The organism is Aestuariibaculum sp. M13 (assembly GCF_024723255.1).
GTDB classification, from domain to species: Bacteria; Bacteroidota; Bacteroidia; order Flavobacteriales; family Flavobacteriaceae; genus Aestuariibaculum; species Aestuariibaculum lutulentum.
Map to the genome: position 1 here is coordinate 204,346 of NZ_JANIAC010000003.1, position 23,366 is coordinate 227,711.

Here is a 23,366-nt window from a genome sequence, read left to right on the forward strand (position 1 = left end):
GAATATTAATCCTAATTAAGCATTTGCTTTTTTATGTGCTCGCCATTTGCTGAAAGCATAATAACCAGCTAACAATATTAAAAACGGAATTAAGAACGACGTTGCTTTACCTTCACCACTAACAGTAGTAAAGAAACGATCCCAACGCGGTGATTTTCCATCCCAGCTCATCCAGATAAATACAGGTTTACCAACTACGTGATCGAACGGTACAAAGCCCCAGAAACGTGAATCGATAGAGTTATGGCGGTTATCTCCCATCATCCAATAGTAGTTTTGTTTAAAGGTATAAGATGTAGCTGCCTCACCATTAATTAAAATCTGGTTGCCTTTAACGGTCACTTCATTTCCTTCGTACTCGCTAATAGCTCGTTTGTAAATTGATAAATTTTCAATGTTTAAAGCAATACTTTTTCCTTTTTCAGGAATAACTACCGGACCAAAATTATCAACGTTCCAGTTGTAATTTGCGTCGTGTGGAAATATAGAAGCATCTGGTTCGCCTTTAGGCTTTTTGTTTGGTGTAATGCTTAGAACATTCGGGTTGTCTTTAAATTTAGCTAAAGCCTCATCTGAAATCGCCGAGAAGTAATACGTATTCTGATTGTTTATTATCCCAAAGCCATCAGTAATATCATAGCGTTCTTTTAAAACAGCAGGATTAAACTGTGTGCTTTTAGGTTGAACTAAGTAGCTAAACTGTAAATGCGCGCGATCTGGTAATTGGTTTTGTACCCCATTAATAAACACAAAACCATCACGAATTTCTAAAGTATCTCCGGCAACACCAACACAACGCTTTACTAAATTTGTTTTCTTGTCAATTGGCTTATAATAATTTCTGTCCGGGTGAAAGTTGTTCATGTCCAACAGCGTATCGGCTGGTTGGTTGAATACGACAATATCGTTTCTTTCAATATCCTCGAAACCTGGAATGCGTAAATATGGTAACTGTAATTTATTTTCCCAAGACGTTTTTCTGTCTTCAAAATGATCATTAAATAAGTATGATTTCTTTTTAAGTCCAGGAATGGTATCATGTACCATAGGAGCTGCAACGGTTGTCATTGGGATACGTGCACCATAATGAAACTTACTAACAAACAAGAAGTCCCCAACCAATAACGATTTCTCTAATGACGATGACGGAATGGTAAATGGCTGAATAAAATACGTATGGACGATAGTAGCAGCAACAATGGCAAATAAAATAGAACTTATCCAATCGCCTGCACCTGTAGTTGGTTTTAAACTACGATCTTCAATATACTCAACAGTTGCGGCATAATTCAGGTAATAGTTATAAAACCCTAAAGTTACAACGGCTAAAATCGTGTCTGTTGTTGAGTTTTTACCAAAACTTCTGGCAGTTTCAACCCAAACTACAGGAAACATAATCAGGTTAACAATAGGTAAAAACAATAAAATGGTCCACCACCAAGGGCGGTTTATTATTTTCATTAAAGTTACGGCGTTATAAACCGGAATAAAAGCTTCCCAGGCTTGTCGTCCTGCTTTAATATAAAGTTTCCAAGTTCCAAATCCATGAATTACCTGAATAATCAAGATGAAAATAAACCATTGCATTAATGTCATACCTATGTTGTTTTGTTTGCGACGTTAGTGTTTAAACTTACTTCAATTGTTACGTTAAAAACCGGCATTAACCAATATTTAACACATCGTTCATGTTAAAAACTCCTTGCTTACCAATAATCCACTCGGCAGCAATTACGGCTCCTAAAGCAAATCCTTGACGATTGTGAGCTGTATGTTCGATAGTGATGGTGTCTACTTCACTTTCATAATTGATAGTATGTGTACCCGGAACATCTTCAATACGTTTAGCCACGATAGGAAGACTTTTTTCAGCAGCTTCATCTAATTTCCATTTATCATAACCACTGTGGTTTTCAATAATACCTTCGGCTAGAGTAATCGCAGTACCACTTGGTGCATCTAATTTTTGCGTATGGTGAATTTCTTCCATAGTTACGTTATACTCTTTAAGGGTGTTCATCATTTTTGCCAATGTTTTGTTTAGCTCAAAAAAGATGTTAACCCCTAAACTAAAGTTAGATGCATAGATAAAACCACCGTTTTTTTCTTTACATAAGGCCACGGCTTTATCGTAATCCTGTAACCATCCAGTAGTTCCGGAAATAACCGGAACACCGTTGTTTAAACAGTTGGAAATGTTATTAAAAGCTACCGTTGGAATACTGAAATCTATAGCAACATCGGCTTGAGTAATATCGTAAGAATCGTCATTCTTGTCTACTTTTAAAACAATTTCATGTCCGCGTTTAATAGCAATTTGTTCAATGGTTTTCCCCATTTTTCCGTAACCAAGTAAAGCTATCTTCATAATCAAAATTTAAAATTAAATGTTAGGCCGAGATTGCTTGTTGCATCAATCTCATTAAATCTGTAATGTGGTGCTAATGATAAATTTTCATCAATGTTATACTGCATTAAATGCGCATCAACATTAGCATCAATAATATTCAAGGCATAAATGCCCAGTGTCACTAAAAGTGAAATTTCCTTATTTTTTCTATAGAATTTTTGTCCGCGCTCTAAACCTTCGGTGGTTACACGTGGTGTGTCTAGTTTGTTGCCTTCCGAATCGAAATAAAATTCATCATTTTCAAATCCAGCTAAACGACTTTTGTAAGCATCACGATAACGGTTGTATTCTTTGTTATTGTTGATATAAAAATACACACCTGTTCCCAAGCCAACATATACTAAAGGAATTTTCCAGTATCGTTTGTTGTAGGCCTGACCTAAACCAGGCAATACTGCCGAATAAAAGGCTGCCTTAGCTGGCGATAGGGGATTGAATTCCTGAGGCAATTGCACAAGGGTATCAACAATTACTTCTTTGGGAAGTTCGGGTTTTTTGTTGTTTTTTTCTTGCGCTGATACACACAAACTAAACAAAAGCGCTATTGCGCTTGTTATTAAAAGTTTATTTGGCACCCTTAACTAATTTTGTTATACGATTGAAATCTTCTTCTGAATGAAACGGAATGGTAATTTTACCTTTACCGTTTTTAGATACTTTAACGTCAATTTTATGACCAAAGTATTCAGAAAAAGCGCCAATGCCATCTTTTATGTAAGTAGGTACAGTTTCAGTTTGTTTTTTTGGAGCTGCCTCAACGTCTTTGGTTTCTCCGTAATTTCTAACTAGTTCTTCAGTATTTCTTACTGAAAGCTGATTGGATAGTATTTTTTCGTAAATATCTAACTGGGCACTTTGGTCTTCAATAGTAATTAAGGCACGACCGTGACCCATAGATATAAATCCGTCACGCATACCGGTTTGAATGATTGGATCCAGTTTTAAAAGACGCAGGTAATTGGCGATGGTGGAACGTTTTTTACCAACTCGCTCACTCATTTGTTCCTGTGTCAGGTTGATTTCGTCAATTAAACGTTGGTACGATAAGGCAATTTCGATAGGGTCTAAATCCTGACGTTGAATATTTTCAACAAGCGCCATCTCTAAGGATTCCTGATCGTTGGCAATTCTAATATATGCCGGAATGGTTTCTAAACCAATAAGTTTAGAGGCTCTGTAACGACGCTCTCCCGAAACCAACTGGTATTGGTTAAAGCCTAATTTTCTAACCGTGATAGGCTGAATAATACCTAATTCCTTTACTGAAGATGCTAATTCACGTAGCGATTCTTCACTAAAGTTGGTACGTGGCTGAAACGGGTTAACTTCTATAAAATCGATGTCTAATTCAACAATATTTCCAATCACTTTATCTGCACCCTTATCCTGTACCGACTGAATATCGTTATCTGGATCTTTTAAAAGTGCCGATAATCCTCTTCCTAAAGCTTGTTTTTTTGTTGCCTTAGCCATATGTTATGCATTTTTATTAATAATTTCTTTAGCTAAACTTAAGTAATTTGTTGCGCCTTTACTAGCCGCATCGTAATTAATTATGCTTTCGCCGTAACTTGGGGCTTCACTCAAACGTACATTACGTTGAATAATAGTTTGAAAAACCATATCGTTAAAGTGCTTTTGAACTTCTTCAACAACCTGATTCGACAGTCTTAAACGCGAATCGTACATGGTAAGTAATAAACCTTCGATGTCTAATTCTTTGTTGTGAATTTTTTGAACACTTTTAATTGTGTTTAACAGCTTTCCTAAACCTTCTAAAGCGAAGTACTCACACTGAATTGGTATAATTACAGAATCAGCGGCTGTTAGTGCGTTTAACGTAAGCAGACCTAAAGAAGGCGCACAGTCAATAATGATGTAATCGTAATCATTTTTGATATCAACCAACGCTTTCTTAAGCATATACTCCCTTTGCTCTTTATCAACAAGCTCAATTTCGATGGCCACAAGGTCGATGTGTGCAGGAATAATGTCAAGATTTGGCGTATCGGTTTTAATGATAGCTTCCTTAGGTGCATGCGAATGTTCTAAAAGTTGGTAGGTTCCTATCTCTACGCTTTCCACATCCATTCCAATTCCAGAAGTTGCATTTGCTTGAGGATCAGCATCAATAAGTAATACTTTTTTTTCTAAAACTCCAAGAGAAGCCGCTAAGTTGATCGATGTTGTTGTCTTACCAACACCTCCTTTTTGGTTAGCAATTGCAATTATTTTACCCATTAAATGATTTGGTTTTATTAGGGGTAAAAATACAACTATTATTTAGGAATAAAAACGGAATTTGTTAACAGTGATTCTTAATAAAAATTTTAAGAGGAATTTGTTAAAAAAAGTAACCGTTAGTCGATTAAAATTTCTAAAATTTTTATGGCAGCTTCACTTATTTTTGTGCCTGGTCCAAAAACAGCGACCACACCAGAATCGAATAAAAATTGATAGTCTTGTTTAGGAATGACACCGCCAACAATTACCATAATATCCTCACGGCCATAGTTTTTCAATTCTTCAATAACTTGTGGGACTAATGTTTTATGTCCGGCGGCTAAAGAGGATACACCTAGAATATGTACGTCATTTTCAACGGCTTGCTTTGCCACTTCCTGAGGCGTTTGAAACAGGGGGGCGATATCGACATCGAAGCCTAAATCGGCATAGGCAGTAGCGACAACTTTAGCCCCACGATCATGCCCGTCCTGGCCCATTTTTGCAATCATAATTCGAGGACGTCTACCATCCTGTTTTGCAAAAACATCGGAAAGCTCTTTTGCTGTTTTAAATGTGTCGTCGTTTTTAATTTCTTTACTGTACACCCCTGAAAAAGATTTTATCTGAGCTTTATGTCTGCCAAAAACAGTTTCTAAAGCTGTCGTTATTTCACCTAAAGTAGCACGCTCACGGGCGGCTTCAATAGCTAAAGCTAATAAATTTCCTTGTCCTGTTCGAGCGCAATCGGTTAAATTTGAAAGTGTTTTATTAACTTTTTCTGAATTCCTTTTAGCCTTAATAATGTTTAAACGTTCGATCTGTGTATTTCTAACCGTTTGATTATCTACTTCAAGTGTTGAAATAGGGGCTTCCTGCTTTAATCTGTACTTGTTTACACCAATAATAATATCCTGGTTAGAATCTATTCGGGCTTGTTTTCTGGCCGCAGCTTCTTCAATTCGTATTTTAGGAATACCAGCTTCAATAGCTTTGGTCATACCGCCTAAACCTTCAATTTCTTGAATTAATTCCCATGCTTTTTCAGCAATGTCGTTAGTTAATTTTTCAATATAGAAACTACCAGCCCAAGGATCCACTGTTTTAGTTATTTTGGTTTCTTCTTGTAGAAATATTTGAGTGTTTCGTGCAATTCGAGCTGAGAAATCGGTTGGAAGGGCAATGGCTTCGTCCAGAGCATTAGTATGTAAACTTTGTGTGCCACCAAAAACCGCTGCAGCAGCTTCAATAGTGGTTCGTGCAATATTGTTGAACGGGTCTTGTTCGGTTAAACTCCAGCCGCTGGTTTGGCAGTGTGTTCTTAAATTTAACGATTTTTCGTTTTTAGGGTTGAAGGGTTTTATCAGTTTAGTCCAAAGCATACGTGCAGCACGCATTTTGGCAATTTCCATAAAATGATTCATGCCAATTCCCCAGAAAAAGGAGAGGCGCGGTGCAAAATCATCGATATTTAAGCCGGTAGCCAATCCTGTTTTGATGTACTCTAAAGCATCGGCAAGCGTGTAGGCTAGTTCAATATCGGCAGTTCCTCCAGCTTCCTGAATATGATATCCGGAAATGCTGATACTATTGAATTTCGGTAAATGTTTACTGGTGTATTCAAAAATATCCGAAATGATTTTCATAGAAGGTTCAGGAGGGTAAATGTAGGTGTTACGCACCATAAACTCTTTTAGAATATCATTTTGAATGGTGCCGGATAGCTGATTTTGTTTAGCACCTTGTTCTTCGGCGGCTACAATATAGAACGCCATAATAGGTAATACCGCACCGTTCATGGTCATGGAAACACTCATTTTATCGAGTGGAATGTCATCGAATAAGCGTTTCATGTCTTCAACAGTGTCTATAGCGACGCCTGCTTTACCTATATCGCCAACCACACGTTCGTGATCGGAATCGTAACCACGGTGGGTTGCTAAATCGAAGGCGACCGATAATCCTTTTTGTCCGGCAGCTAAGTTGCGTTTGTAAAATGCGTTGCTGTCTTCGGCTGTTGAAAATCCTGCATATTGACGGATAGTCCACGGTTTTCTAACGTACATGGTTGTGTATGGGCCACGTAGGTTAGGGGTGATGCCTGCAGCGAAATTCAGATGTTCTAAATCTTCAATATCATCTTTTGAATAATTTGATTTTACAGCAATCCCTTCTGCAGTCTCAAATATTTGATATTCGGACTTTGGATTTTGGTTTACTGATTTAAGGTTGATATGTTGAAGATTTTTTCTAGACATGAATTATTGTGGAGTCTTGTTTAAATTAAAAAGGTTGGCGTAAAACAAATCGAAAGCCACATAGGTTGCCAAATATTTATCTCCTAAAATGCTTCGGTAACTAGACATTAGTGGTGCTCCATATAATTTAGGACTCATGCTATTGGTCGAGATTAATGCATTTAACGTTGTTTTTAAACTTTCTTCATGAATGTTTGTCGTAACACATTGCATTAAATTGCCATTATAATTTAAATGACTGTTAGGGTTTTCGGCATCCCATAAATCGCCTTCATTTTTTAAAGCTCCAAAAATTTTCAAGGTATGTTCTGAAGCGATATCTAAGTAGCTAACGCGTTTTGCATTGGCATCTCTTAAAAACTGATAATACGCCTGTGTTAATGTAGTGTTTGGTTTGTCTTTACCGTAAAAAGCAACAATATCGTCTTCAAAAGCATATAATGCTTCTTTGTATAGTTTAGAGTCTAAACCTTGGCAAGTAATAGTTTCAGGCTTTTCTGTATATTGAAAGTCTGTAAAAGTTGTGCCTTTTTTACAACCGTAAAGTGTGATAATTAATAAAAAAGCAAAAAAATAAATATTAGATTTCATTTTAATTTTCATTGTTTAAGCGTTTTTGTTCTAAAGATTCTGCTAATCGTTTTTCTATAATGGGTTCGATTAAAGTTTTCCTGTAATGGGTTTTAACAAACGGATATAATTCCAGTTCCTTTTTCATTTTGTCTTCCGGGTTAGGATATTTATTAGAACCAACCAGAATATCTTTGTTATTATCAAATTGTTCTTGCTCTTTTTGAGCGCTTTCTTTTATTTTTCGTTGAATGGTTCCAACTTTCAACTGTTTTAAAAAACCGCCATTTACCTCAATGTCTTTGAAAAGAGCCAAAGCTTTTTCTGCTAATTGATTGGTTAAAGATTCCATGTAATAAGAGCCATCAGTAGGATTGTTGACTTTGTCGAAATAACTTTCGTGTTTTAAAATGAGCAATTGATTTCTAGCAATGCGCTCGCTGAAACTATTGGATTTATGAAAAACGGAATCGTAAGGTAAATTACAAATGGTGTTAGCTCCACCAAGAATGCTACTCATACACTCAGTGGTAGAACGTATAATGTTGGTGTTATAATCGTAAACGGTTTTGTTGCGTTTAGAGGGAGTTACCAAAATATGACATTCAGATTTTACCTGGTATTCTGAAGCTAATGTCTCCCAAAGTAAGCGTAAAGCGCGGAGTTTTGCAATTTCAAAAAAGTAATTGCTTCCAACGGCGATATTAAAGATAACTTTGGTTTGTTGTTTAGATTCCGAAGTTAATTCTTCATCAAGTATGTTTAAGTATTCATTGGCATGTGCCAAGGCGTAAGCCAATTGCTGTACCATATTGGCTCCAGCATTTTGATAAAGTGTAGCATTAATGCTAAAGGAATTGGTTTGCTGAGCTATAGACTTAAATTGGTCTATGTCCGAATTCATATTGTTAAACCAATTGCCTGTTTTGGCCAGTTTCCCAATAATATCGGTATGAATGAAACTTTTTTTATCTGAAACGGCATTAAAAAGTTGTTTTACAAAATCGGAATTTAAAAAATGCAATTCAAAATGCAAAAGGACTTTTTTGGAGTCTATATCAGTTAGTAAAGCATCAATGGAAATATCGTGATTAGGGATGATAAATTTAATGCTTTCAGCACCCTGATGTATTGATTTTAAGGCTTTTTTATTGGCTTTTTCAGTGTCGTTAACAAAGACTGTATCACAAATGCGCCATGCGGTTGCTTGCGTGTTTGAAGTTTGGGAAATATCTTTTAAATCATCGGCATTGTAAAATGGTTTTACCGAAATATCTTCGTTTGAATGCCAGACAAGAGTTTGATAATCCGCGCCATTTAGCTCGAATTGAATTTTTTGTTTCCATTGTTTGGTAGAAACTTCATCAAATTCGCTAAATAGTCCTTTAGTCATTAGATTTTGTTTTAATGCTGTCTTCGTACTCGATAATATAAATTTCTTCGCTGTCGCGTTTCATATAATATTCTTCGCGTGCAAATTTTTCTATACCTTCTTCGGTACTAAGTTTTTTAAGTGCTTTTTTATCTTTTTCTATTTCTTTTAAATAGTATTCTTTTTCGGCTTCTAAATCATTGATGTCTGAATTTAATTCATTGTGTATAAGCCATGAATTGGCATCGAAAAACAACATCCAAACCACAAAAAGTGTGATGATGAGAACGAATATATTTTTAAAGGGTTTAAATAATTTATGTTTTAAAAAGGCCATGTTTAAAGTCGGTTGTTAATAATGGTGCGTACAATATCTACGGCAACAGTATTGTATTTGTTATTTGGGATGATGATATCTGCAAATTCTTTCATGGGCTCTATAAACTGATCGTGCATGGGTTTTAAAGTAGTTTGGTAACGACTTAAAACTTCATCTAAATCACGACCTCTTTCTGAAATATCACGTTTTAAACGGCGTATTAAACGTTCGTCTGAATCGGCATGAACAAATATTTTAATATCGCACATGTTTCTAATTTCGGGACTGGTTAATATTAAAATACCCTCAACAATCATAACCTTTCTTGGGTGGGTTAAAACAGTATCTCCCGTGCGGTTATGTTTAACAAAAGAATATACAGGCTGGTGTATTGGTTTATCGTCTTTTAGATCTTTAAGGTGGCTTTCTAAAAGGTCGAAATCTATCGATCTTGGATGATCGAAATTTATTTTAACACGCTCTTCATAGCTTAAATGCGTCGTGTCCTGATAATATGAGTCCTGAGAAATTACACCTATTTCTCCTTCCCGAAGCTCGTTAAGTATTTGGTTTACTACCGTGGTTTTACCACAGCCTGTACCACCTGCAATTCCTATAATAAGCATGTGTAATTTTGTTTGATTAGCCTGTTACAAATTTAAATAAATGTAAAACATTTAATCGAGAATGCTCTTATTTTTTGATTTTCTCTACTACTTCCTTGGTTATCATTTTTTTATTCTTGTTACCCCATGAATTGTTTATGTAATTCATAACATCGGCAACCTCGGAATCCGATAAGCCTAATGGTGCCATGACATTTTTATAGACGATACCATTGACTTTTAATTCTCCGTTTGTACCATATTTAACGGCTCTTATACTGACTTCTTGATTTTTAACCAGAAAATCTGATTTGGCTAAAGGCGGGTACACATTTTTTACACCTTCACCATTTGGCAAATGGCAGTTCATACAAAAATCAGCGTAGATTTCACTACCTCGTTTAATGCTTTCCTCCAAGGGTGTAGTTTGTTGTAAATTTATGGTAATAGATGACGCTGCAATAACTAGACTTAGTAGGATGAATTTCATAAGATTATTTTAGTTTGTTGGAATAATTTTATAGATGCCTTTGCCTTCTACGCTCAGATAGATATAACCATCAGGGGCTTGACGTACATCTCTAACACGACCAATAGATTCGAATAGTTTTTCACGTTTAATAACTTTGTTGTTTTTAAGAATTAAGCGCTCTAAATATTGAAATTTTAAAGAACCGACAAGTAAGTTGCCTTGCCAGTTTGGGTATTTATCTGAATTTACAAACGTCATTCCGCTAGGAGCAATTGAAGGAACCCAGTAAAAAAGCGGTTGTTCCATACCTTCTTTTTCGGTGATATCTGTAAATGTGGTACCACTATAATTGATACCGTAAGATATTACAGGCCATCCATAATTTTTGCCTTTTCCAATAATATTGATTTCATCACCTCCCTGTGGACCATGTTCATGGGTCCAGATATCTCCAGTTTCTGGATGTTTGGTCATACCTTGCGGATTTCTGTGACCGTAACTGTAAATGGCAGTTTTCGCATTAGACGTATTTACAAAAGGATTATCCGAAGGAATACTTCCATCATCATTTAATCTGTAAATTTTGCCACCATCTCTGGTAATATCCTGTGGATTCACATCACGTTGTCCGCGTTCGCCAGCAGAGAAGTAAAGATAGCCTTCATTATCAAATTCAATTCGTGAACCAAAATGTTGCCCTTTGGTAGTGTTTGGAACAGCTTTGTAAAGTTGTTGCTGATTTGAAAGCGAGGTTCCGTTTATTTTAGCTCTCATAATAGCTGTGTTTCCACCTTCGCCTTCGCCTTCAGAAGATGCATAAGAAAAGTAAATCCAACCGTTATTTTTATAATCAGGATGCAGCTTAATATCCATAAAGCCACCCTGTCCACGCACATAAATTTCAGGTAGGCCATCGATAGTGGTTTTGGTGCCATTTTTAAAATGAATTAGCTCACCGGCCTTTTCGGTTATAAGCATGCTTCCATCTGGTAGAAATGCCATGCCCCATGCGATATTTAAATCGGGAACTACAAGTTCGGTTGTATAGCTAATATGCTCTGGTGATTCTGCTTTAATTTCAGATTCTACCTGCTGGGCGCAGGAAGTATAAACTATAAAAAGGGTTACTAATGTGTAAATTGGTTTCATTGTTTGTTAGTTTATGTTGTAGGTGATATTAAAGCCTGTATAGTAATTTATAGGGTTTCCAGGGTAATAATATCTGGGTTGTGAGCCGTTAAACCCCGTCGCATTTATTAGAATTTGAGAGGCATAGGCTTTATCAAATATATTATTTATACCTAAAAACACATTGATATTTAAAGTTTTATTAAGGTTTTTTAGCCAGCCCATTTTAAAATTTGTCAGATTATAAGAATCGGTGTACAAGCTGTTGCTATCGGTAATAGGGATGCTCCCAACGTTTTGGAAATGGAGGTTCCCATAAATACCAAAAGGGGTGTTGAAGTCTAATCCTAAGTTGAAAATATGGCCGGGAACACCTGTTAAATCATTTCCTGAATAATCATTATCACCATCTATAAAATCTTTAAACTTATAGCGGTTTAGAGTATAGCTAAAAATGGTGTTTAGTTTGTAGTTTTTGAGCTTAAACCATTGGAAACGACTATCTAATTCAAAACCATCATGTCGTGTTTTTCCAGCGTTTAAGCCTATGTATTCGTCATTGCCCGTGCGTTTAGCAACCAGTAAATTTGAAATATTTAATCTATATACAGAAAAATTACATTGAAGACGATTATTAAAAAAAATAGATCGCGACCCAATTTCAAAATTCCAGCCGGTTTCCGGTTTTATATTTGTATTGATTAAACCATCTGGTAATAAAGTCTCGGTTGTTGTTGGCGGAGAAAATCCGTGACTGATATTAGAATACAGGCTGCTGTTTTTAGAAATACTATGCGTTAATCCCAAGGTAGGAGAAAGGACACTTTTAAAGGTGTATGAACCCGATTGGTCCGGATTTGAATCATTATTATAATAGTCCTTGAGTTTATAATTGGTCTTGTTAAAATTTAATCCAACTGAGACTTCTGTTTTATTAGAAATACTGTAATCTGTTTCAAAAAAGGCGTTGACATAATAGCGTTTTTCTTTAAAATTAGAAAGTAAGTTGCCTTGAATACTTCCTGTGCCTGATGGAGCATCCTGATATAGATTTCCGAAAGTTTTCCAATTGTAGAAATCATTGAAAAATTCTATGCCAAACGTCCATTTAAATTCAGTGGATTCTTTTAAAATTCTGCTTCTAAAGCCAAGGGCAGATAGGTTTTCGGAAAGGATATTAAAAGGTCTGGGTTCGTAGGCATTTTTAAATGAAGAAAACACACTGGTTTTTTGTGAAATGGTGTTGCTATATTGATGGTGCCAGGATAACCCGAGTAAACTACGTCTGGTATCTTCATATCCTTTAGATTGTTCCCAGGTAAAAGCAGCCGACTCAGGTGTGTTTAAATAAGTTTGTTCATCTACAGAACTTGGTATGTAGCCTTTTAAATCAACAAAACTAGCTAAGAATGAAATTTCGTCCCTTTCATTAAAATAATGATTGGCGTTAAAGGTAATGGTTTTTCTGTTATATGAGCTATTGTTTCTATATCCATCGTTTTGGGTGTGACTAAAAACCGTATTGATGTTCGTTTTTTTAGTAGAACTACTTAATTCAATAACATCTTTAAATAACCCGAAAGAACCAATTGTAGTTGTATTTTGAATGCTGGTTTGATTAAATCCGGCTGTTTTAGGAATTAACTTGATGAAACCTCCTAATCCTGCGCCATAAATACTGGATCCCGACCCTTTAATAATTTCAATTCTTGCCAGAGAACTCAGTTCAAAATCTTCAATAGTTGTTTCTCCATTTCCTGTAGTTAACGGAATATCTTTAAAATAAGCTCTTATTTTACTCGTGCCGTATAAATTTCTGGAACCAATTCCTCTAATGGTAATTCGGTTTGTGTTTAAAGCGCCGTTTTGCATAAACACTCCAGAGACCTGATTTAGCACCGGAGCTAAATCAATTGTATTGTTTTGTTCAATGCTTTGTGTGGTTATAATTTGAGATGAGGTATAAGAAGTATTTTGTGTTTTAGCTATTTGATTGCTGCTTATCATCACTTCATGTAATTCATTAGGATTTATTTGAAGTTGTATTATTGGATGATTTTCCAGAATGTTTTCAATTTTATCTTCATATCCCGGTTTATGAAACGTATAAGTACCTAAATTGTATATTTCAAAATGTCCCAGATTGTTAGAGTAGATAGTATCATTAGTGTTTTTTAGAATAATGGAAACATGCGAAAGCGGGGTGTTTGTATCTTGATCGATTACTTTTCCGCTAATTTTTGATTGAGAAAAAACGGTTAAGCTAAAAAATATTAAAAAAAATAAAAGACAGATGATTTTTGTAAACTTCAAGTTTAAAGGGTGTTAGTTGGTTTAAAGCTAAATTAGTTAAAAATTGAACTAAGAAATAATTAAATATTTTAATGAAAAGGGTTGTGTATTTAATATAAAGAAGTATATTTGCACCCCGTAATGAGTTAGCCATTATACTCGGGGTGTAGCGTAGCCCGGTTATCGCGCCTGCTTTGGGAGCAGGAGGTCGCAGGTTCGAATCCTGCCACCCCGACAAAAAAGCCAGAATATCAATTGATATTCTGGCTTTTTTATTTTATTCCAGTGTCAAAATTTTCCACATAAAATTTATATTTTAGAAGTGTTACATTTTATAAATAAATAGACTAGATATTAAAATTATGATAAATTTTGGAGCAAGTGAGGTGTTTTTATTAGGTGATGATATGGAGTGGGAAGACCTTGGAGGAGGTATTAAACGAAAAATTATGGGGTATGACAATAATATTATGCTCGTTAATGTGAGTTTTGAAGCAGGTGGTGTTGGTGCGATGCACGAGCATCCACATGTTCAGGTAACTTATGTGGCAAGCGGGGAATTTGAATTTTCGGTTGGCAATGAGGTGAAACTGGTAAAAGAAGGTGATGGACTTTATATTCCTCCCAATACCATGCATGGCACGGTTTGTAAAAAGGCTGGGATTTTGATAGATGTGTTTAATCCTATTCGAGAGGATTTTATGCCCTAAACGAATGACTTAGTGGGAATAAGAAAGGTTTCAAGAATTGAAACCTTTTTTATTTGAAATTTTTATAGTTATCCTTTTTTGTTAGATGAATCTCTAACAATCAATTCGGCGCCAAGAATAATTTTATTCAATGTTTGCTTTTTTCCGGGTGTTTTAACGCGCTCTAAAAACGTTAAGGCCACTTGTTTGCCGATTTCATCACTATGTTGGTTAACAGTTGTAATAGAAGGGTTTACCAAAGCGGTAAAAGGTTCATTTCCAAAACCAACTAAGGCGATGTCTTCAGGTACTTTTATGTGTTCTTCTTCTAGAACTTGTAAGGCTCCAAGAGCGGCATAATCTGCGGCTACATAAACAGCATCCGGTCTGTTTTTTAACTCAAGAAGCTGCTTCATTTTTTTTCTGCCGTCTTCTATGGTCAGACTGCTTTCAATGAGTAGCTCCTCTTTTAAGGGTAAATTGTGTTTTGCTATGGCGTCCATATAACCTCGAATCCTGTTGTTGAAAATTCTGGTATGTCGGTAACCTCCAATATGGGCAATACGCTTGCAGCCTTGTTCCACTAGATGTTCAACAATCATATGACTGCTATCGTAATCATTAATTCCTATATAATCGACATTTAAATCATTTTCACCACGATCGAATAAGATTAAAGGAATGCCTTTCGACTTTATCTTTTCATAATAATCCAGACTAATGGTTTCATTTGCCATAGATGCAATAATACCATCAACCTGAGTAAATAGTAAGGTATCAATATTGCTACACTCTTTTTTGAATGATTCGTTAGACTGGGTAATGATAATGTTATAGCCTTTTTTGTTTAAAACTTCTTCAATATTCTGAATAACGGAAGAAAAAAAGTTGCTGTTGGTTCTTGGAACAATCAATCCTACCAGATTACTTTTTCCACGGCGCAGGGCACTGGCCAAGTGGTTGGGCTGGTAGTTTAATTTTTTAGCCACTTCTTTAACGGCTTCTTTAGTTTTATCACTAATGCGCGAATCGTCGTGTAATGCCTTGGAAACGGCGGCCGGCGAAATGTTTAATACATTAGCTATGTCTTTTATAGTTGTTTTTTTTTTGTTGGTCAATTTTTTTATATATTTGCTTAATCGTTTAAGCAAAATTACTGTAATACTTTTTTAAATCAAAATAAGTAGTTTGATAATGGTAATTTTTTTTTCTAAACACTGCTTAATCGTTTAACTAAATTTCGAATAATAATTAATAACTATTAAAAAAAATGAGTAAAGTAGTAACTTTTGGTGAGATCATGCTTCGTTTAGCACCTCAAGGATTTAAAAGATTTTCGCAAGCTGATAACTTTGATGTTATTTATGGAGGAGGAGAGTCTAACGTAGCGGTTTCATTAGCAAACTATGGCGTTTCTGTAGATTTCGTAACGCGTTTACCAAAAAATGATATTGGAGAATGTGCCATGATGGAAATGCGTAAGCGTGGTGTTAATGTTGATAAAATTATCTGGGGTGGTGACCGTTTAGGAATTTATTTCTTAGAAACTGGTGCTGTATCAAGAGGTAGTAAAGTAGTTTACGATAGAGCGCACTCGGCTATGGCTGAGATTGAAGCTGGAATGATTGACTGGGATGCTGTTTTTGAAGGTGTAGAGTGGTTCCACTGGACTGGTATTACGCCTGCGATTTCTCAAGGTGCTGCTGATGCTTGTTTAGAGGCTGTTAAAGCTGCTAGTGCAAAAGGTATTACTATTTCAACAGACTTAAACTACCGTGCTAAATTGTGGAAATACTGTGATGCTGCACATAGAGAAGCTGTAATGACTGAGTTAACATCTTACTGTGATATCGTTTTAGGAAACGAAGAAGATGCTGAAATGCACTTTGGTATCAAACCAGAAGGTTTAACAGTACAAACTCAAGGTCACGATGTAAAAGCTGAAGCTTTCTTATCGGTTTGTAAGCAAATGATGGAGAAATTCCCAAGAGCTAAAAAGGTAATTACAACTTTACGTGGTTCTATTTCTGCATCTCACAATACATGGGCTGGTGTTTTATACGATGGAAACAAAATGTTTGAAACGCGTCAATACCAAATTACAGATATCGTTGATAGAGTAGGTGGTGGTGACTCATTCATGGGAGGTTTAATCTACGGATTATTAAAATACCCAGAAGATGATCAAAACGCATTAGATTTCGCTGTTGCTGCTTCTTGTTTAAAACACACGATTAAAGGTGATGCGAACTTAGTTACTGTTTCAGAAGTTGAAAAATTAATGGGTGGTGACGCTTCAGGTCGTGTAGCTCGATAAAAACATTTTAAAATGGCACAATATACAAGATTAGAAGTAGCTCAGGCTATGAAAGAAACAGGAATGATTCCTTTATTTTTCAATAGCGATTTAGAGTTAAGTAAAAAAGTATTAAAAGCGTGTTACGATGGTGGCGCTAGATTATTAGAGTTTACTGCACGTGGAGATTTCGCTCACGAAGTTTTTGGTGAATTAACAAAATACGCTATTAAAGAGCTTCCTGGTATGATTATGGGAGTTGGTTCGGTAACCGATGCTGCTGCCGCGTCATTATATATGGCTTTAGGAGCTAACTTTATTGTAACTCCGGTGTTAAGAGAAGATATCGCTATCGCTTGTAACCGTAAAAAGGTATTATGGTCTCCTGGTTGTGGAAGTTTAACTGAAATCGCAAGAGCTGAAGAGCTAGGATGCGAAATCGTTAAGTTATTCCCTGGTGATTTATACGGACCTAAATTCGTAAAAGGAATTAAAGGCCCACAACCTTGGACAAGCATTATGCCAACAGGTGGTGTAGCTCCAACCGAAGAAAACCTTAAAGGTTGGTTTGATGCAGGAGTAACTTGTGTTGGTATGGGATCTCAATTAATCTCAAAAGAGATTCTTGCAAATAAAGATTACGCAAAGTTAGAGCAGGATGTTAAAGCTGCTTTAGATATCATCAAAGCTGTTAGAAAATAATTGTAAAATTTTCTTTATAAAAAAAGGTTGAACTCATGTTCAACCTTTTTTATTTTATTCTATGGTAAATTTCACCATAAATAGGATTTCCCAAACTATCTTTTTCCGTTTGCATATAGGAGTCTTCGTCTATAAAGATAATATCTAATCGGTGAATACTATCTTTTTCTAAAACGGTAAGTAAGGCTTCCGAGCCATACTCGGTGTGCTCTGCTAAGGTATCATTCTTAAAAGTGTAGTTTCCACTTCCAAACCATTCAGATGAATCGTAAGAGGTGAATCTGTTCCACATAAATTTATTATCTGAAAACATTTTCATTTGAATAAATTTTTCAGAAGTCATAATGGTGTCTACAGAGCCATCACCACTATAATTTAAATAACTAATCATTTTCCAGGCTCCTTTCAAATCAAGTTTGTTAGAGAGCTCTGCCGTTTGTAGCTCTGCTTTCGGATTTTGGTTACAGGATAATAAAATTGCAGTACAGAGAAGTAATAGAAATGGTTTCATAATTATCTTATTAGGTTATTAGTCAGATTACTACAATTTACGAAAAAATGTGGTGAAAATGAATTAGGATAACAACTAATTATGAACCGATAATATCTTTTGATAACTTTAGTGTAAGTTTTCTGTTAAAAATTCTACTTTTGTTTTAATAAAAATTAGTAGCAATTATGTCAGATACAATAGAAAGAGTAAAGTGCTTAATTATCGGGTCGGGACCTGCAGGATATACCGCAGCGATTTATGCAGCACGTGCTAATATGAGTCCGGTATTATACCAGGGAACACAACCAGGCGGACAGTTAACAACCACTAACGAAGTTGAGAACTTTCCAGGATATCCACAAGGTATTACAGGACCAGAAATGATGATGGAATTACAGGCTCAGGCGCAACGTTTTGAAGCTGATATCCGAGACGGGTGGATTACTAAAGTAGATTTTTCAGGCGATATTCACAAAGTTTGGGTAAACGACGAGAAGGAAATTCACTGTGATACGGTAATCATTTCAACCGGAGCTTCAGCAAAATATTTAGGTTTAGAATCTGAACAAAAATACTTGAAGTTAGGTGGCGGTGTATCGGCATGTGCGGTATGTGACGGGTTCTTCTACAGAAATCAGGAAGTGGTGATTGTTGGTGCAGGAGATTCAGCCTGTGAAGAAGCACACTACTTATCAAAATTATGTAAAAAAGTAACCATGTTAGTAAGACGTGATGAGTTTAGAGCCTCTAAAATCATGGCAGAGCGTGTAGCTAACACTCCAAATATTGACATTTTATTCAATACAGAAACCGATGAAGTTATTGGTGACGGACAAGTAGTAACAGCGGTTCGAGTTTATAACAATAAAACCAACGAAAAATACGAAATTCCAGCAACAGGATTCTTCGTGGCAATCGGACATAAACCAAACACCGATATCTTTAAAGATTATATCAGCTTAGATGAAACGGGTTATATTATTAATACACCGGGAACAGCAAAAACTAATGTGCCGGGAGTATTTGTAAGTGGAGACGCTGCAGATCACGTATACCGTCAGGCGATTACAGCAGCCGGAACCGGTTGTATGGCAGCTTTAGATGCAGAACGTTATTTAGCGGCTAAAGAAGTAACCGTAGAAGTTTCAGCCACTGCATAACATAGAAATTAAATAGATTTTAAAAGCCGAAGTTTTTACTTCGGCTTTTTTTATTTTACCCTTTTGAAATTTATTAAAAAGTATTTTCTTTGGCAATAAATTTAAAAATCGGGATGTGGCGCAGTCCGGTTAGCGTACACGGCTGGGGGCCGTGTGGTCGCAGGTTCGAATCCTGTCATCCCGACAATCCTCTCTCTCTTTCTTAGTGTTTTAATTCAATGAGTTATATGTTTTGTTTGTAATAGCAATCCTTTGTTATGATTTATAGCATAATTTAACACATGTTAACTTCTTAGTTCTTTAGGCGTATTTTTATTATTCTTATTTAGAATAAATAAAAATAAAGATATATTTGCAGGCTTAAAATTAACTATGAGGTCTGTATTTCTTTTAATTTGTCTGTGTTCTATTGGTGCTTTAGCTCAGGATAGGGTATTTGGTGTTGTCAATGATGATGCAACTCATCTGCCTATTGAAAGTGTTACAGTGTTTAATCTCAAAACTGGTAAATGGGATGTTACAGATAATGAAGGGAGCTTTAGTATAGAGGTTGATAAGAATGATTTTGAAATCGAGTTAAAAATACTCGGAAAGAAAACTAAAGTTTTAACACCAAAAGAAACAGTTGTAAATACGTCATTAGTTATCGTTTTAAAAGACGAAGATTTACGATTGGAAGAAGTAGAAGTTACGGCTGTACCAAGGCGAAGTAAAGTTGGTTCGGCGGTAGTTTTAGATGAATATGCCATTAATCAAATTCAGTCCTATAGTTTAAGTGATGTTTTAAATCAACTTCCTGGGCAAACCATAACCCCACCTTCATTAAATTCGGCTAATTCCATTTCATTACGAACAGCGCAAGAAAGTCAAACCAATGCTTTTGGGGTTTCATATGTATTAGATGGCATGCAGCTATCTAACGATGAAAACATGCAGAATTATAATAGTAATTCTGGGCTAACTACCTACGATAATGTGAATTCAGGTATCGATTTACGTTCTATTCCAGCCAGTAATATTGATGAAATTGAAGTCGTAACCGGAATTCCTGATGCTAAATATGGTAACCTAACCAGCGGATTAATTAAAATTAACAGAAAGGCTGGAGTTACACCTTACAGGCTTTCTGCCAATATAAGACAAGGTAATAGCGCAGTTAGTATTGGGAAAGGCTTTAAAATTAATGATAAGTTAGGAAACCTAAGCTTGTCATTAGATTACGTAAATGCCAATGCCGATCCAAGAAATAGTTTAGAGCAATACAACAGACTTACAGCATCTGGAATATGGTCGTTATACAATTCAAATAAAACGATTAAAAATACTTTTTCTTTAACCCTGCATAATAACCTTGATGATTTAAATTATGATCAAGATAACGATGATGGAGGTCAGGAGGCAAAATATAAAAAGGATAGAGGGATAAAATTAAGTAACCGATTTACCTGGCAACCTGAGGCTTCATTTATAGATCATTTAAATGTTAATTTAGGATATGCTTATACCTATCAGCATTCCTATGTTCAGTCTTTTAAAAATGATGGAGGACGTGTGGTGCCAACAGGGTTAGAAACCGGATTGTATTCCGGTGAATATACGCCTGTTGCCTATATGCAAATCCGTCAGGTGTATGGGCAGCCAGTAAATTTAAATTTAGGTACATCTGTAGACAAAACAATTAAAGGTTCTCATGTAAGGCATAATTTGTCGTTAGGAGCAAATTATAGTTTTAGTGATAACAACGGAAAAGGAAAAGCTTACGATCCAGCTAATGCTCATACTCAGGTAACACTTAGTTCAGGGAGTAGTACGCTAAGTTCGGGTGAAGGTATTCGTGCTTTAGATTTTGGGCGTTACGTGAAACCAAGGATAAATTTTGGCGTTTATGCTCAGGATAATATAACCTGGAAATTGTCTAACGATAACGAAGTGTATGCCAATTTAGGTATGCGTTATGATATTCAGAATGGTTTTTCAAATTTTAGCCCCAGAATTAATTTAGGTGTAGAATTAAGTCAAAGTTTAAGTCTTCGAGGCGGATTGGGTTTTGCTTCAAAAACTCCATCGCTTTCGCAGATTTTTCCGGGAGATAAATATTTTGATATGCTTATTCGTGATTTCAGAACATCTGATTATTCATTTAATCTAATTCAAACGTATAAAACCGAAATAGCCAAGCAGAATTTAGAGCCTACAAAAAGCTGGAAATACGAATTGGGGTTAAATTATAATACAGGTTTCGGAAACTTGTCGTTAACCGGTTATTACAATCATACCTTTGATGCACTGGCGAGTTATAATGCGTTAGAACGGGTTGATTTCCCAGAAGTAGAATTTACCTTTGCCGATAGTCAGTCGCCTCCAACCTACGAGGTTGTTGGGTATTCTCCATTATTGCTGGATTATAGTTTACAAACCAATGCGGCAAGTACCATTGATAAAGGGATCGAGTTCTATTTCAACTTCAATAAGATAAAGGCTATCAATACCTCGTTTAGTCTGGTTGGAACTTATGTATATAGTAAGTCGTTTTCAGATTTAGATCGTGTTATTCAGAATACAGATCCCCTTGAAGAACAATACTCATATGGCGTTTATAAAAGTACGCCAACGAAAGATGATTTATTTAGACTTCGTGGAATAGTAACACATCATTTGTCCGATTTAGGATTATTAATTTCTTTAACCGCTGAACAATTTACCAGATCGAAAAGTTTTGCGACTTCGTCAAGTATTTTTCCTATTGCCTATATCAACACTAATGGCGAACGTGTAAGTATTCCTGAAAATCAGCAGGAGTCTGACCAGTATAGTAGTTTATGGTTAAATCCATCTTCAGCCGAAGATAAAACCACGCCTATCTATCATAATTTTCATTTACGAATGACAAAAGAGTTGCTTAATGGCATAAGTATGTCGGTTTATGCTAACAACTTTTTAGACTATCGCCCAGTGATTACGGTAGATGGCATTGAATATGTGAAAAACAGCCCAATTAGTTTTGGTGCCCAAATCCAATATAAATTTTAAAAAACAATGAAAAAGATTTTACTATTTGTCCTAACAAGCTTTTTAATGGCTTGTAGTAATGATGAAGATAATTTTGTAATGCCCGTAAATAATAGTTTTAAGGTAACTTTTAATGAAGGTTACGATTTTGCAGCTGCGGCTAATGTTGCTATTACATTAGTGAATAACGATGACGGCAAAACATATACGTTAACGACAGATGCTAATGGTATGGCTGATATAGAAGTTGTGCCAGGGAAATATAATGTAAATGCGTCTTTAGTGTTTACAGCCGAAGAATATTCAGCCTATTGGGGGCAGGAAGTTTCAGATCCGGTTAGTTTTAATGCGTCTTTAAGTGGCGTGACGATTAATCAGGAATCTACAGGATTGGTAGAAATGGTTTTAGTAAGTGGAAAAATAGGAAGTTTGTTGATTAAACAGGTGTACTTTTCAGGTTCCGATGTGAAATTAGGCGCTTCATTCAGAGACTTGTTTTTTGAAGTGTATAACAACTCCAACGAAGCTGTGTATTTGGATGGTTTATGTTTTGCTCAGGTTTATGGAACTTCTTCAGTGAGTTCTACATTACAATCATATCATTTAGCTAATGGTCAGTACGATTGGAGTCAGTCGTATAACCAAACCGATGTGGAATATGCAAATACCAATTATGTTTACGCCGATGAGGTATTAAGGTTTCCAGGAACCGGAGAAGAACATGTTTTAGAGCCAAGAAAAAGCGTGATTGTTGCAGCTACGGCTATCAACCATAAAAGTCCGTTAACGGTTTTAGATAGCGATGGAGAAACTAAAGTTTACGAAGTGCCGGAGCCAGACAGAACAATCGATTTAAGTAATGCGCTATTTGAAGCTTATTACAGAGATTATCAGGAGTCTATTGGAAGTTCGTATTTAGATTCAGATATCGATAACCCGAATGCAGCTAACATGGAAATTGTATTTAAAACTTATGGAGGAAAAGATCTTATTTTAGATCCGTTTGGTCGTGATGCCTTTGTTCTTTTTAAAGAAAATGATGACGCTATAAATTCATGGGGACGCGTACCGTTACCATCCATAGCAGGAGAAGATTATACTGAAGATACCAAAGTGTATTTACAAATTCCAAGTGCTGTAATTATTGATGGCGTTGAGACACAACGAAATGATCCTTCTAAAGCAAAACCAAAGCGTTTAACCGATGATATTGATGCTGGTGAAATTTCGACGATTCTTGGACATTATTCTTCAGAATCGGTAATACGTAAAAGTAAAGAAGTAAACGGTATTACAGTTTATCAGGATACTAACAATTCCAGCAACGATTTTATGGTGTTATCACACCCTGAAGTTATTATTGAATAA

General features: G+C 35.8%; 21 protein-coding genes and 2 tRNA genes. 8 read left to right on the top strand and 15 right to left on the bottom strand.

Annotated elements, in window-relative coordinates; translation table 11 throughout:
• Window positions 1-15: 15 nt before the first annotated feature.
• From lepB to NO995_RS12270, 13 genes are all read right to left on the bottom strand, one after another.
• The gene (lepB, locus tag NO995_RS12210) at window positions 16-1,596 is read right to left on the bottom strand and encodes a signal peptidase I (protein ID WP_258227757.1); all 1,581 of its coding nucleotides are present in this window, start codon (window positions 1,594-1,596) and stop codon (window positions 16-18) included.
• A 67-nt stretch (window positions 1,597-1,663) separates the two neighbouring features.
• Window positions 1,664-2,368, bottom strand: a complete 705-nt coding sequence (gene dapB, locus NO995_RS12215; RefSeq protein ID WP_258227758.1) for a 4-hydroxy-tetrahydrodipicolinate reductase — start codon at window positions 2,366-2,368, stop codon at window positions 1,664-1,666.
• 2 nt (window positions 2,369-2,370) lie between these two features.
• Entirely contained in the window at window positions 2,371-2,985 is a 615-nt protein-coding gene (locus NO995_RS12220; RefSeq protein WP_240574928.1) for a DUF5683 domain-containing protein, read from the bottom strand.
• Complete coding sequence (locus NO995_RS12225; protein ID WP_240574929.1) at window positions 2,975-3,883, bottom strand: ParB/RepB/Spo0J family partition protein; 909 nt, start codon at window positions 3,881-3,883, stop codon at window positions 2,975-2,977. Before NO995_RS12225 ends, NO995_RS12220 begins: the two co-directional genes overlap by 11 nt.
• Before the next feature lie 3 nt (window positions 3,884-3,886).
• On the bottom strand, window positions 3,887-4,651 hold the full coding sequence (locus NO995_RS12230; RefSeq protein ID WP_240574930.1) for a ParA family protein: 765 nt from the start codon (window positions 4,649-4,651) through the stop codon (window positions 3,887-3,889).
• 119 nt (window positions 4,652-4,770) lie between these two features.
• Window positions 4,771-6,891, bottom strand: a complete 2,121-nt coding sequence (gene scpA / locus NO995_RS12235) for a methylmalonyl-CoA mutase (protein WP_258227759.1) — start codon at window positions 6,889-6,891, stop codon at window positions 4,771-4,773.
• Between the two features lie 3 nt (window positions 6,892-6,894).
• Window positions 6,895-7,482, bottom strand: coding sequence for a hypothetical protein (locus tag NO995_RS12240; RefSeq protein ID WP_258227760.1), 588 nt, complete (start codon window positions 7,480-7,482; stop codon window positions 6,895-6,897).
• A 1-nt stretch (window position 7,483) separates the two neighbouring features.
• On the bottom strand, window positions 7,484-8,854 hold the full coding sequence (locus tag NO995_RS12245) for a methylmalonyl-CoA mutase subunit beta (RefSeq protein ID WP_258227761.1): 1,371 nt from the start codon (window positions 8,852-8,854) through the stop codon (window positions 7,484-7,486).
• Window positions 8,847-9,170 (bottom strand): septum formation initiator family protein, encoded by a 324-nt coding sequence (locus tag NO995_RS12250; protein ID WP_258227762.1) that lies wholly within the window; start codon window positions 9,168-9,170, stop codon window positions 8,847-8,849. Before NO995_RS12250 ends, NO995_RS12245 begins: the two co-directional genes overlap by 8 nt.
• Window positions 9,171-9,172: 2 nt before the next feature.
• Window positions 9,173-9,778, bottom strand: coding sequence for a uridine kinase (gene udk / locus NO995_RS12255; RefSeq protein ID WP_258227763.1), 606 nt, complete (start codon window positions 9,776-9,778; stop codon window positions 9,173-9,175).
• A 67-nt stretch (window positions 9,779-9,845) separates the two neighbouring features.
• Window positions 9,846-10,247: a cytochrome c gene (locus NO995_RS12260; protein ID WP_258227764.1), complete on the bottom strand. Its 402-nt coding sequence runs from the start codon at window positions 10,245-10,247 to the stop codon at window positions 9,846-9,848.
• A 9-nt stretch (window positions 10,248-10,256) separates the two neighbouring features.
• On the bottom strand, window positions 10,257-11,378 hold the full coding sequence (locus tag NO995_RS12265) for a PQQ-dependent sugar dehydrogenase (protein ID WP_258227765.1): 1,122 nt from the start codon (window positions 11,376-11,378) through the stop codon (window positions 10,257-10,259).
• A gap of 6 nt (window positions 11,379-11,384) precedes the next feature.
• Window positions 11,385-13,670, bottom strand: coding sequence for a TonB-dependent receptor (locus NO995_RS12270; protein WP_258227766.1), 2,286 nt, complete (start codon window positions 13,668-13,670; stop codon window positions 11,385-11,387).
• A 139-nt stretch (window positions 13,671-13,809) separates the two neighbouring features.
• Between NO995_RS12270 and NO995_RS12275 the strand changes: the two genes are divergently transcribed.
• Both NO995_RS12275 and NO995_RS12280 read left to right on the top strand, forming a co-directional pair.
• Window positions 13,810-13,884 (top strand) — tRNA-Pro (locus NO995_RS12275).
• A 127-nt stretch (window positions 13,885-14,011) separates the two neighbouring features.
• Window positions 14,012-14,359, top strand: a complete 348-nt coding sequence (locus NO995_RS12280) for a cupin domain-containing protein (RefSeq protein WP_258227767.1) — start codon at window positions 14,012-14,014, stop codon at window positions 14,357-14,359.
• Window positions 14,360-14,427: 68 nt separating this feature from the next.
• Here NO995_RS12280 and NO995_RS12285 read toward each other — a convergent pair whose 3' ends face one another.
• Window positions 14,428-15,456, bottom strand: coding sequence for a LacI family DNA-binding transcriptional regulator (locus NO995_RS12285; RefSeq protein WP_258227768.1), 1,029 nt, complete (start codon window positions 15,454-15,456; stop codon window positions 14,428-14,430).
• Window positions 15,457-15,608: 152 nt separating this feature from the next.
• Here NO995_RS12285 and NO995_RS12290 point away from each other — a divergent pair, with 152 nt between their 5' ends.
• Both NO995_RS12290 and NO995_RS12295 read left to right on the top strand, forming a co-directional pair.
• Window positions 15,609-16,655 carry a sugar kinase gene (locus NO995_RS12290; protein ID WP_240575449.1) on the top strand — a complete coding sequence of 349 codons (1,047 nt, stop codon included), beginning with the start codon at window positions 15,609-15,611 and terminating at the stop codon, window positions 16,653-16,655.
• 12 nt (window positions 16,656-16,667) lie between these two features.
• On the top strand, window positions 16,668-17,336 hold the full coding sequence (locus NO995_RS12295) for a bifunctional 4-hydroxy-2-oxoglutarate aldolase/2-dehydro-3-deoxy-phosphogluconate aldolase (RefSeq protein ID WP_240575452.1): 669 nt from the start codon (window positions 16,668-16,670) through the stop codon (window positions 17,334-17,336).
• Window positions 17,337-17,385: 49 nt separating this feature from the next.
• Here the strand turns inward: NO995_RS12295 and NO995_RS12300 are convergent, their stop codons facing one another.
• Window positions 17,386-17,847 carry a hypothetical protein gene (locus NO995_RS12300; protein WP_240575453.1) on the bottom strand — a complete coding sequence of 154 codons (462 nt, stop codon included), beginning with the start codon at window positions 17,845-17,847 and terminating at the stop codon, window positions 17,386-17,388.
• Between the two features lie 167 nt (window positions 17,848-18,014).
• Between NO995_RS12300 and trxB the strand changes: the two genes are divergently transcribed.
• The 4 genes from trxB (at window position 18,015) to NO995_RS12320 (ending at window position 23,366) form a co-directional block, all read left to right on the top strand.
• Entirely contained in the window at window positions 18,015-18,989 is a 975-nt protein-coding gene (gene trxB, locus NO995_RS12305) for a thioredoxin-disulfide reductase (protein WP_258227769.1), read from the top strand.
• A 109-nt stretch (window positions 18,990-19,098) separates the two neighbouring features.
• Window positions 19,099-19,173 (top strand) — tRNA-Pro (locus NO995_RS12310).
• Window positions 19,174-19,361: 188 nt separating this feature from the next.
• Entirely contained in the window at window positions 19,362-22,019 is a 2,658-nt protein-coding gene (locus NO995_RS12315; protein WP_258227770.1) for a TonB-dependent receptor, read from the top strand.
• Between the two features lie 6 nt (window positions 22,020-22,025).
• A complete protein-coding gene (locus tag NO995_RS12320; protein ID WP_258227771.1) occupies window positions 22,026-23,366 on the top strand; it encodes a DUF4876 domain-containing protein in 1,341 nt (446 codons plus the stop codon).

Coding starts and splice junctions, on each gene's coding strand:
- lepB (WP_258227757.1), bottom strand. CDS start 1,596: ATGACATTAATGCAATGGTTTATTTTCATCTTGATTATTCAGGTAATT.
- dapB (WP_258227758.1), bottom strand. CDS start 2,368: ATGAAGATAGCTTTACTTGGTTACGGAAAAATGGGGAAAACCATTGAA.
- NO995_RS12225 (WP_240574929.1), bottom strand. CDS start 3,883: ATGGCTAAGGCAACAAAAAAACAAGCTTTAGGAAGAGGATTATCGGCA.
- NO995_RS12230 (WP_240574930.1), bottom strand. CDS start 4,651: ATGGGTAAAATAATTGCAATTGCTAACCAAAAAGGAGGTGTTGGTAAG.
- scpA (WP_258227759.1), bottom strand. CDS start 6,891: ATGTCTAGAAAAAATCTTCAACATATCAACCTTAAATCAGTAAACCAA.
- NO995_RS12240 (WP_258227760.1), bottom strand. CDS start 7,482: ATGAAATCTAATATTTATTTTTTTGCTTTTTTATTAATTATCACACTT.
- NO995_RS12245 (WP_258227761.1), bottom strand. CDS start 8,854: ATGACTAAAGGACTATTTAGCGAATTTGATGAAGTTTCTACCAAACAA.
- NO995_RS12250 (WP_258227762.1), bottom strand. CDS start 9,170: ATGGCCTTTTTAAAACATAAATTATTTAAACCCTTTAAAAATATATTC.
- udk (WP_258227763.1), bottom strand. CDS start 9,778: ATGCTTATTATAGGAATTGCAGGTGGTACAGGCTGTGGTAAAACCACG.
- NO995_RS12260 (WP_258227764.1), bottom strand. CDS start 10,247: ATGAAATTCATCCTACTAAGTCTAGTTATTGCAGCGTCATCTATTACC.
- NO995_RS12265 (WP_258227765.1), bottom strand. CDS start 11,378: ATGAAACCAATTTACACATTAGTAACCCTTTTTATAGTTTATACTTCC.
- NO995_RS12280 (WP_258227767.1), top strand. CDS start 14,012: ATGATAAATTTTGGAGCAAGTGAGGTGTTTTTATTAGGTGATGATATG.
- NO995_RS12290 (WP_240575449.1), top strand. CDS start 15,609: ATGAGTAAAGTAGTAACTTTTGGTGAGATCATGCTTCGTTTAGCACCT.
- NO995_RS12295 (WP_240575452.1), top strand. CDS start 16,668: ATGGCACAATATACAAGATTAGAAGTAGCTCAGGCTATGAAAGAAACA.
- NO995_RS12300 (WP_240575453.1), bottom strand. CDS start 17,847: ATGAAACCATTTCTATTACTTCTCTGTACTGCAATTTTATTATCCTGT.
- trxB (WP_258227769.1), top strand. CDS start 18,015: ATGTCAGATACAATAGAAAGAGTAAAGTGCTTAATTATCGGGTCGGGA.
- NO995_RS12315 (WP_258227770.1), top strand. CDS start 19,362: ATGAGGTCTGTATTTCTTTTAATTTGTCTGTGTTCTATTGGTGCTTTA.
- NO995_RS12320 (WP_258227771.1), top strand. CDS start 22,026: ATGAAAAAGATTTTACTATTTGTCCTAACAAGCTTTTTAATGGCTTGT.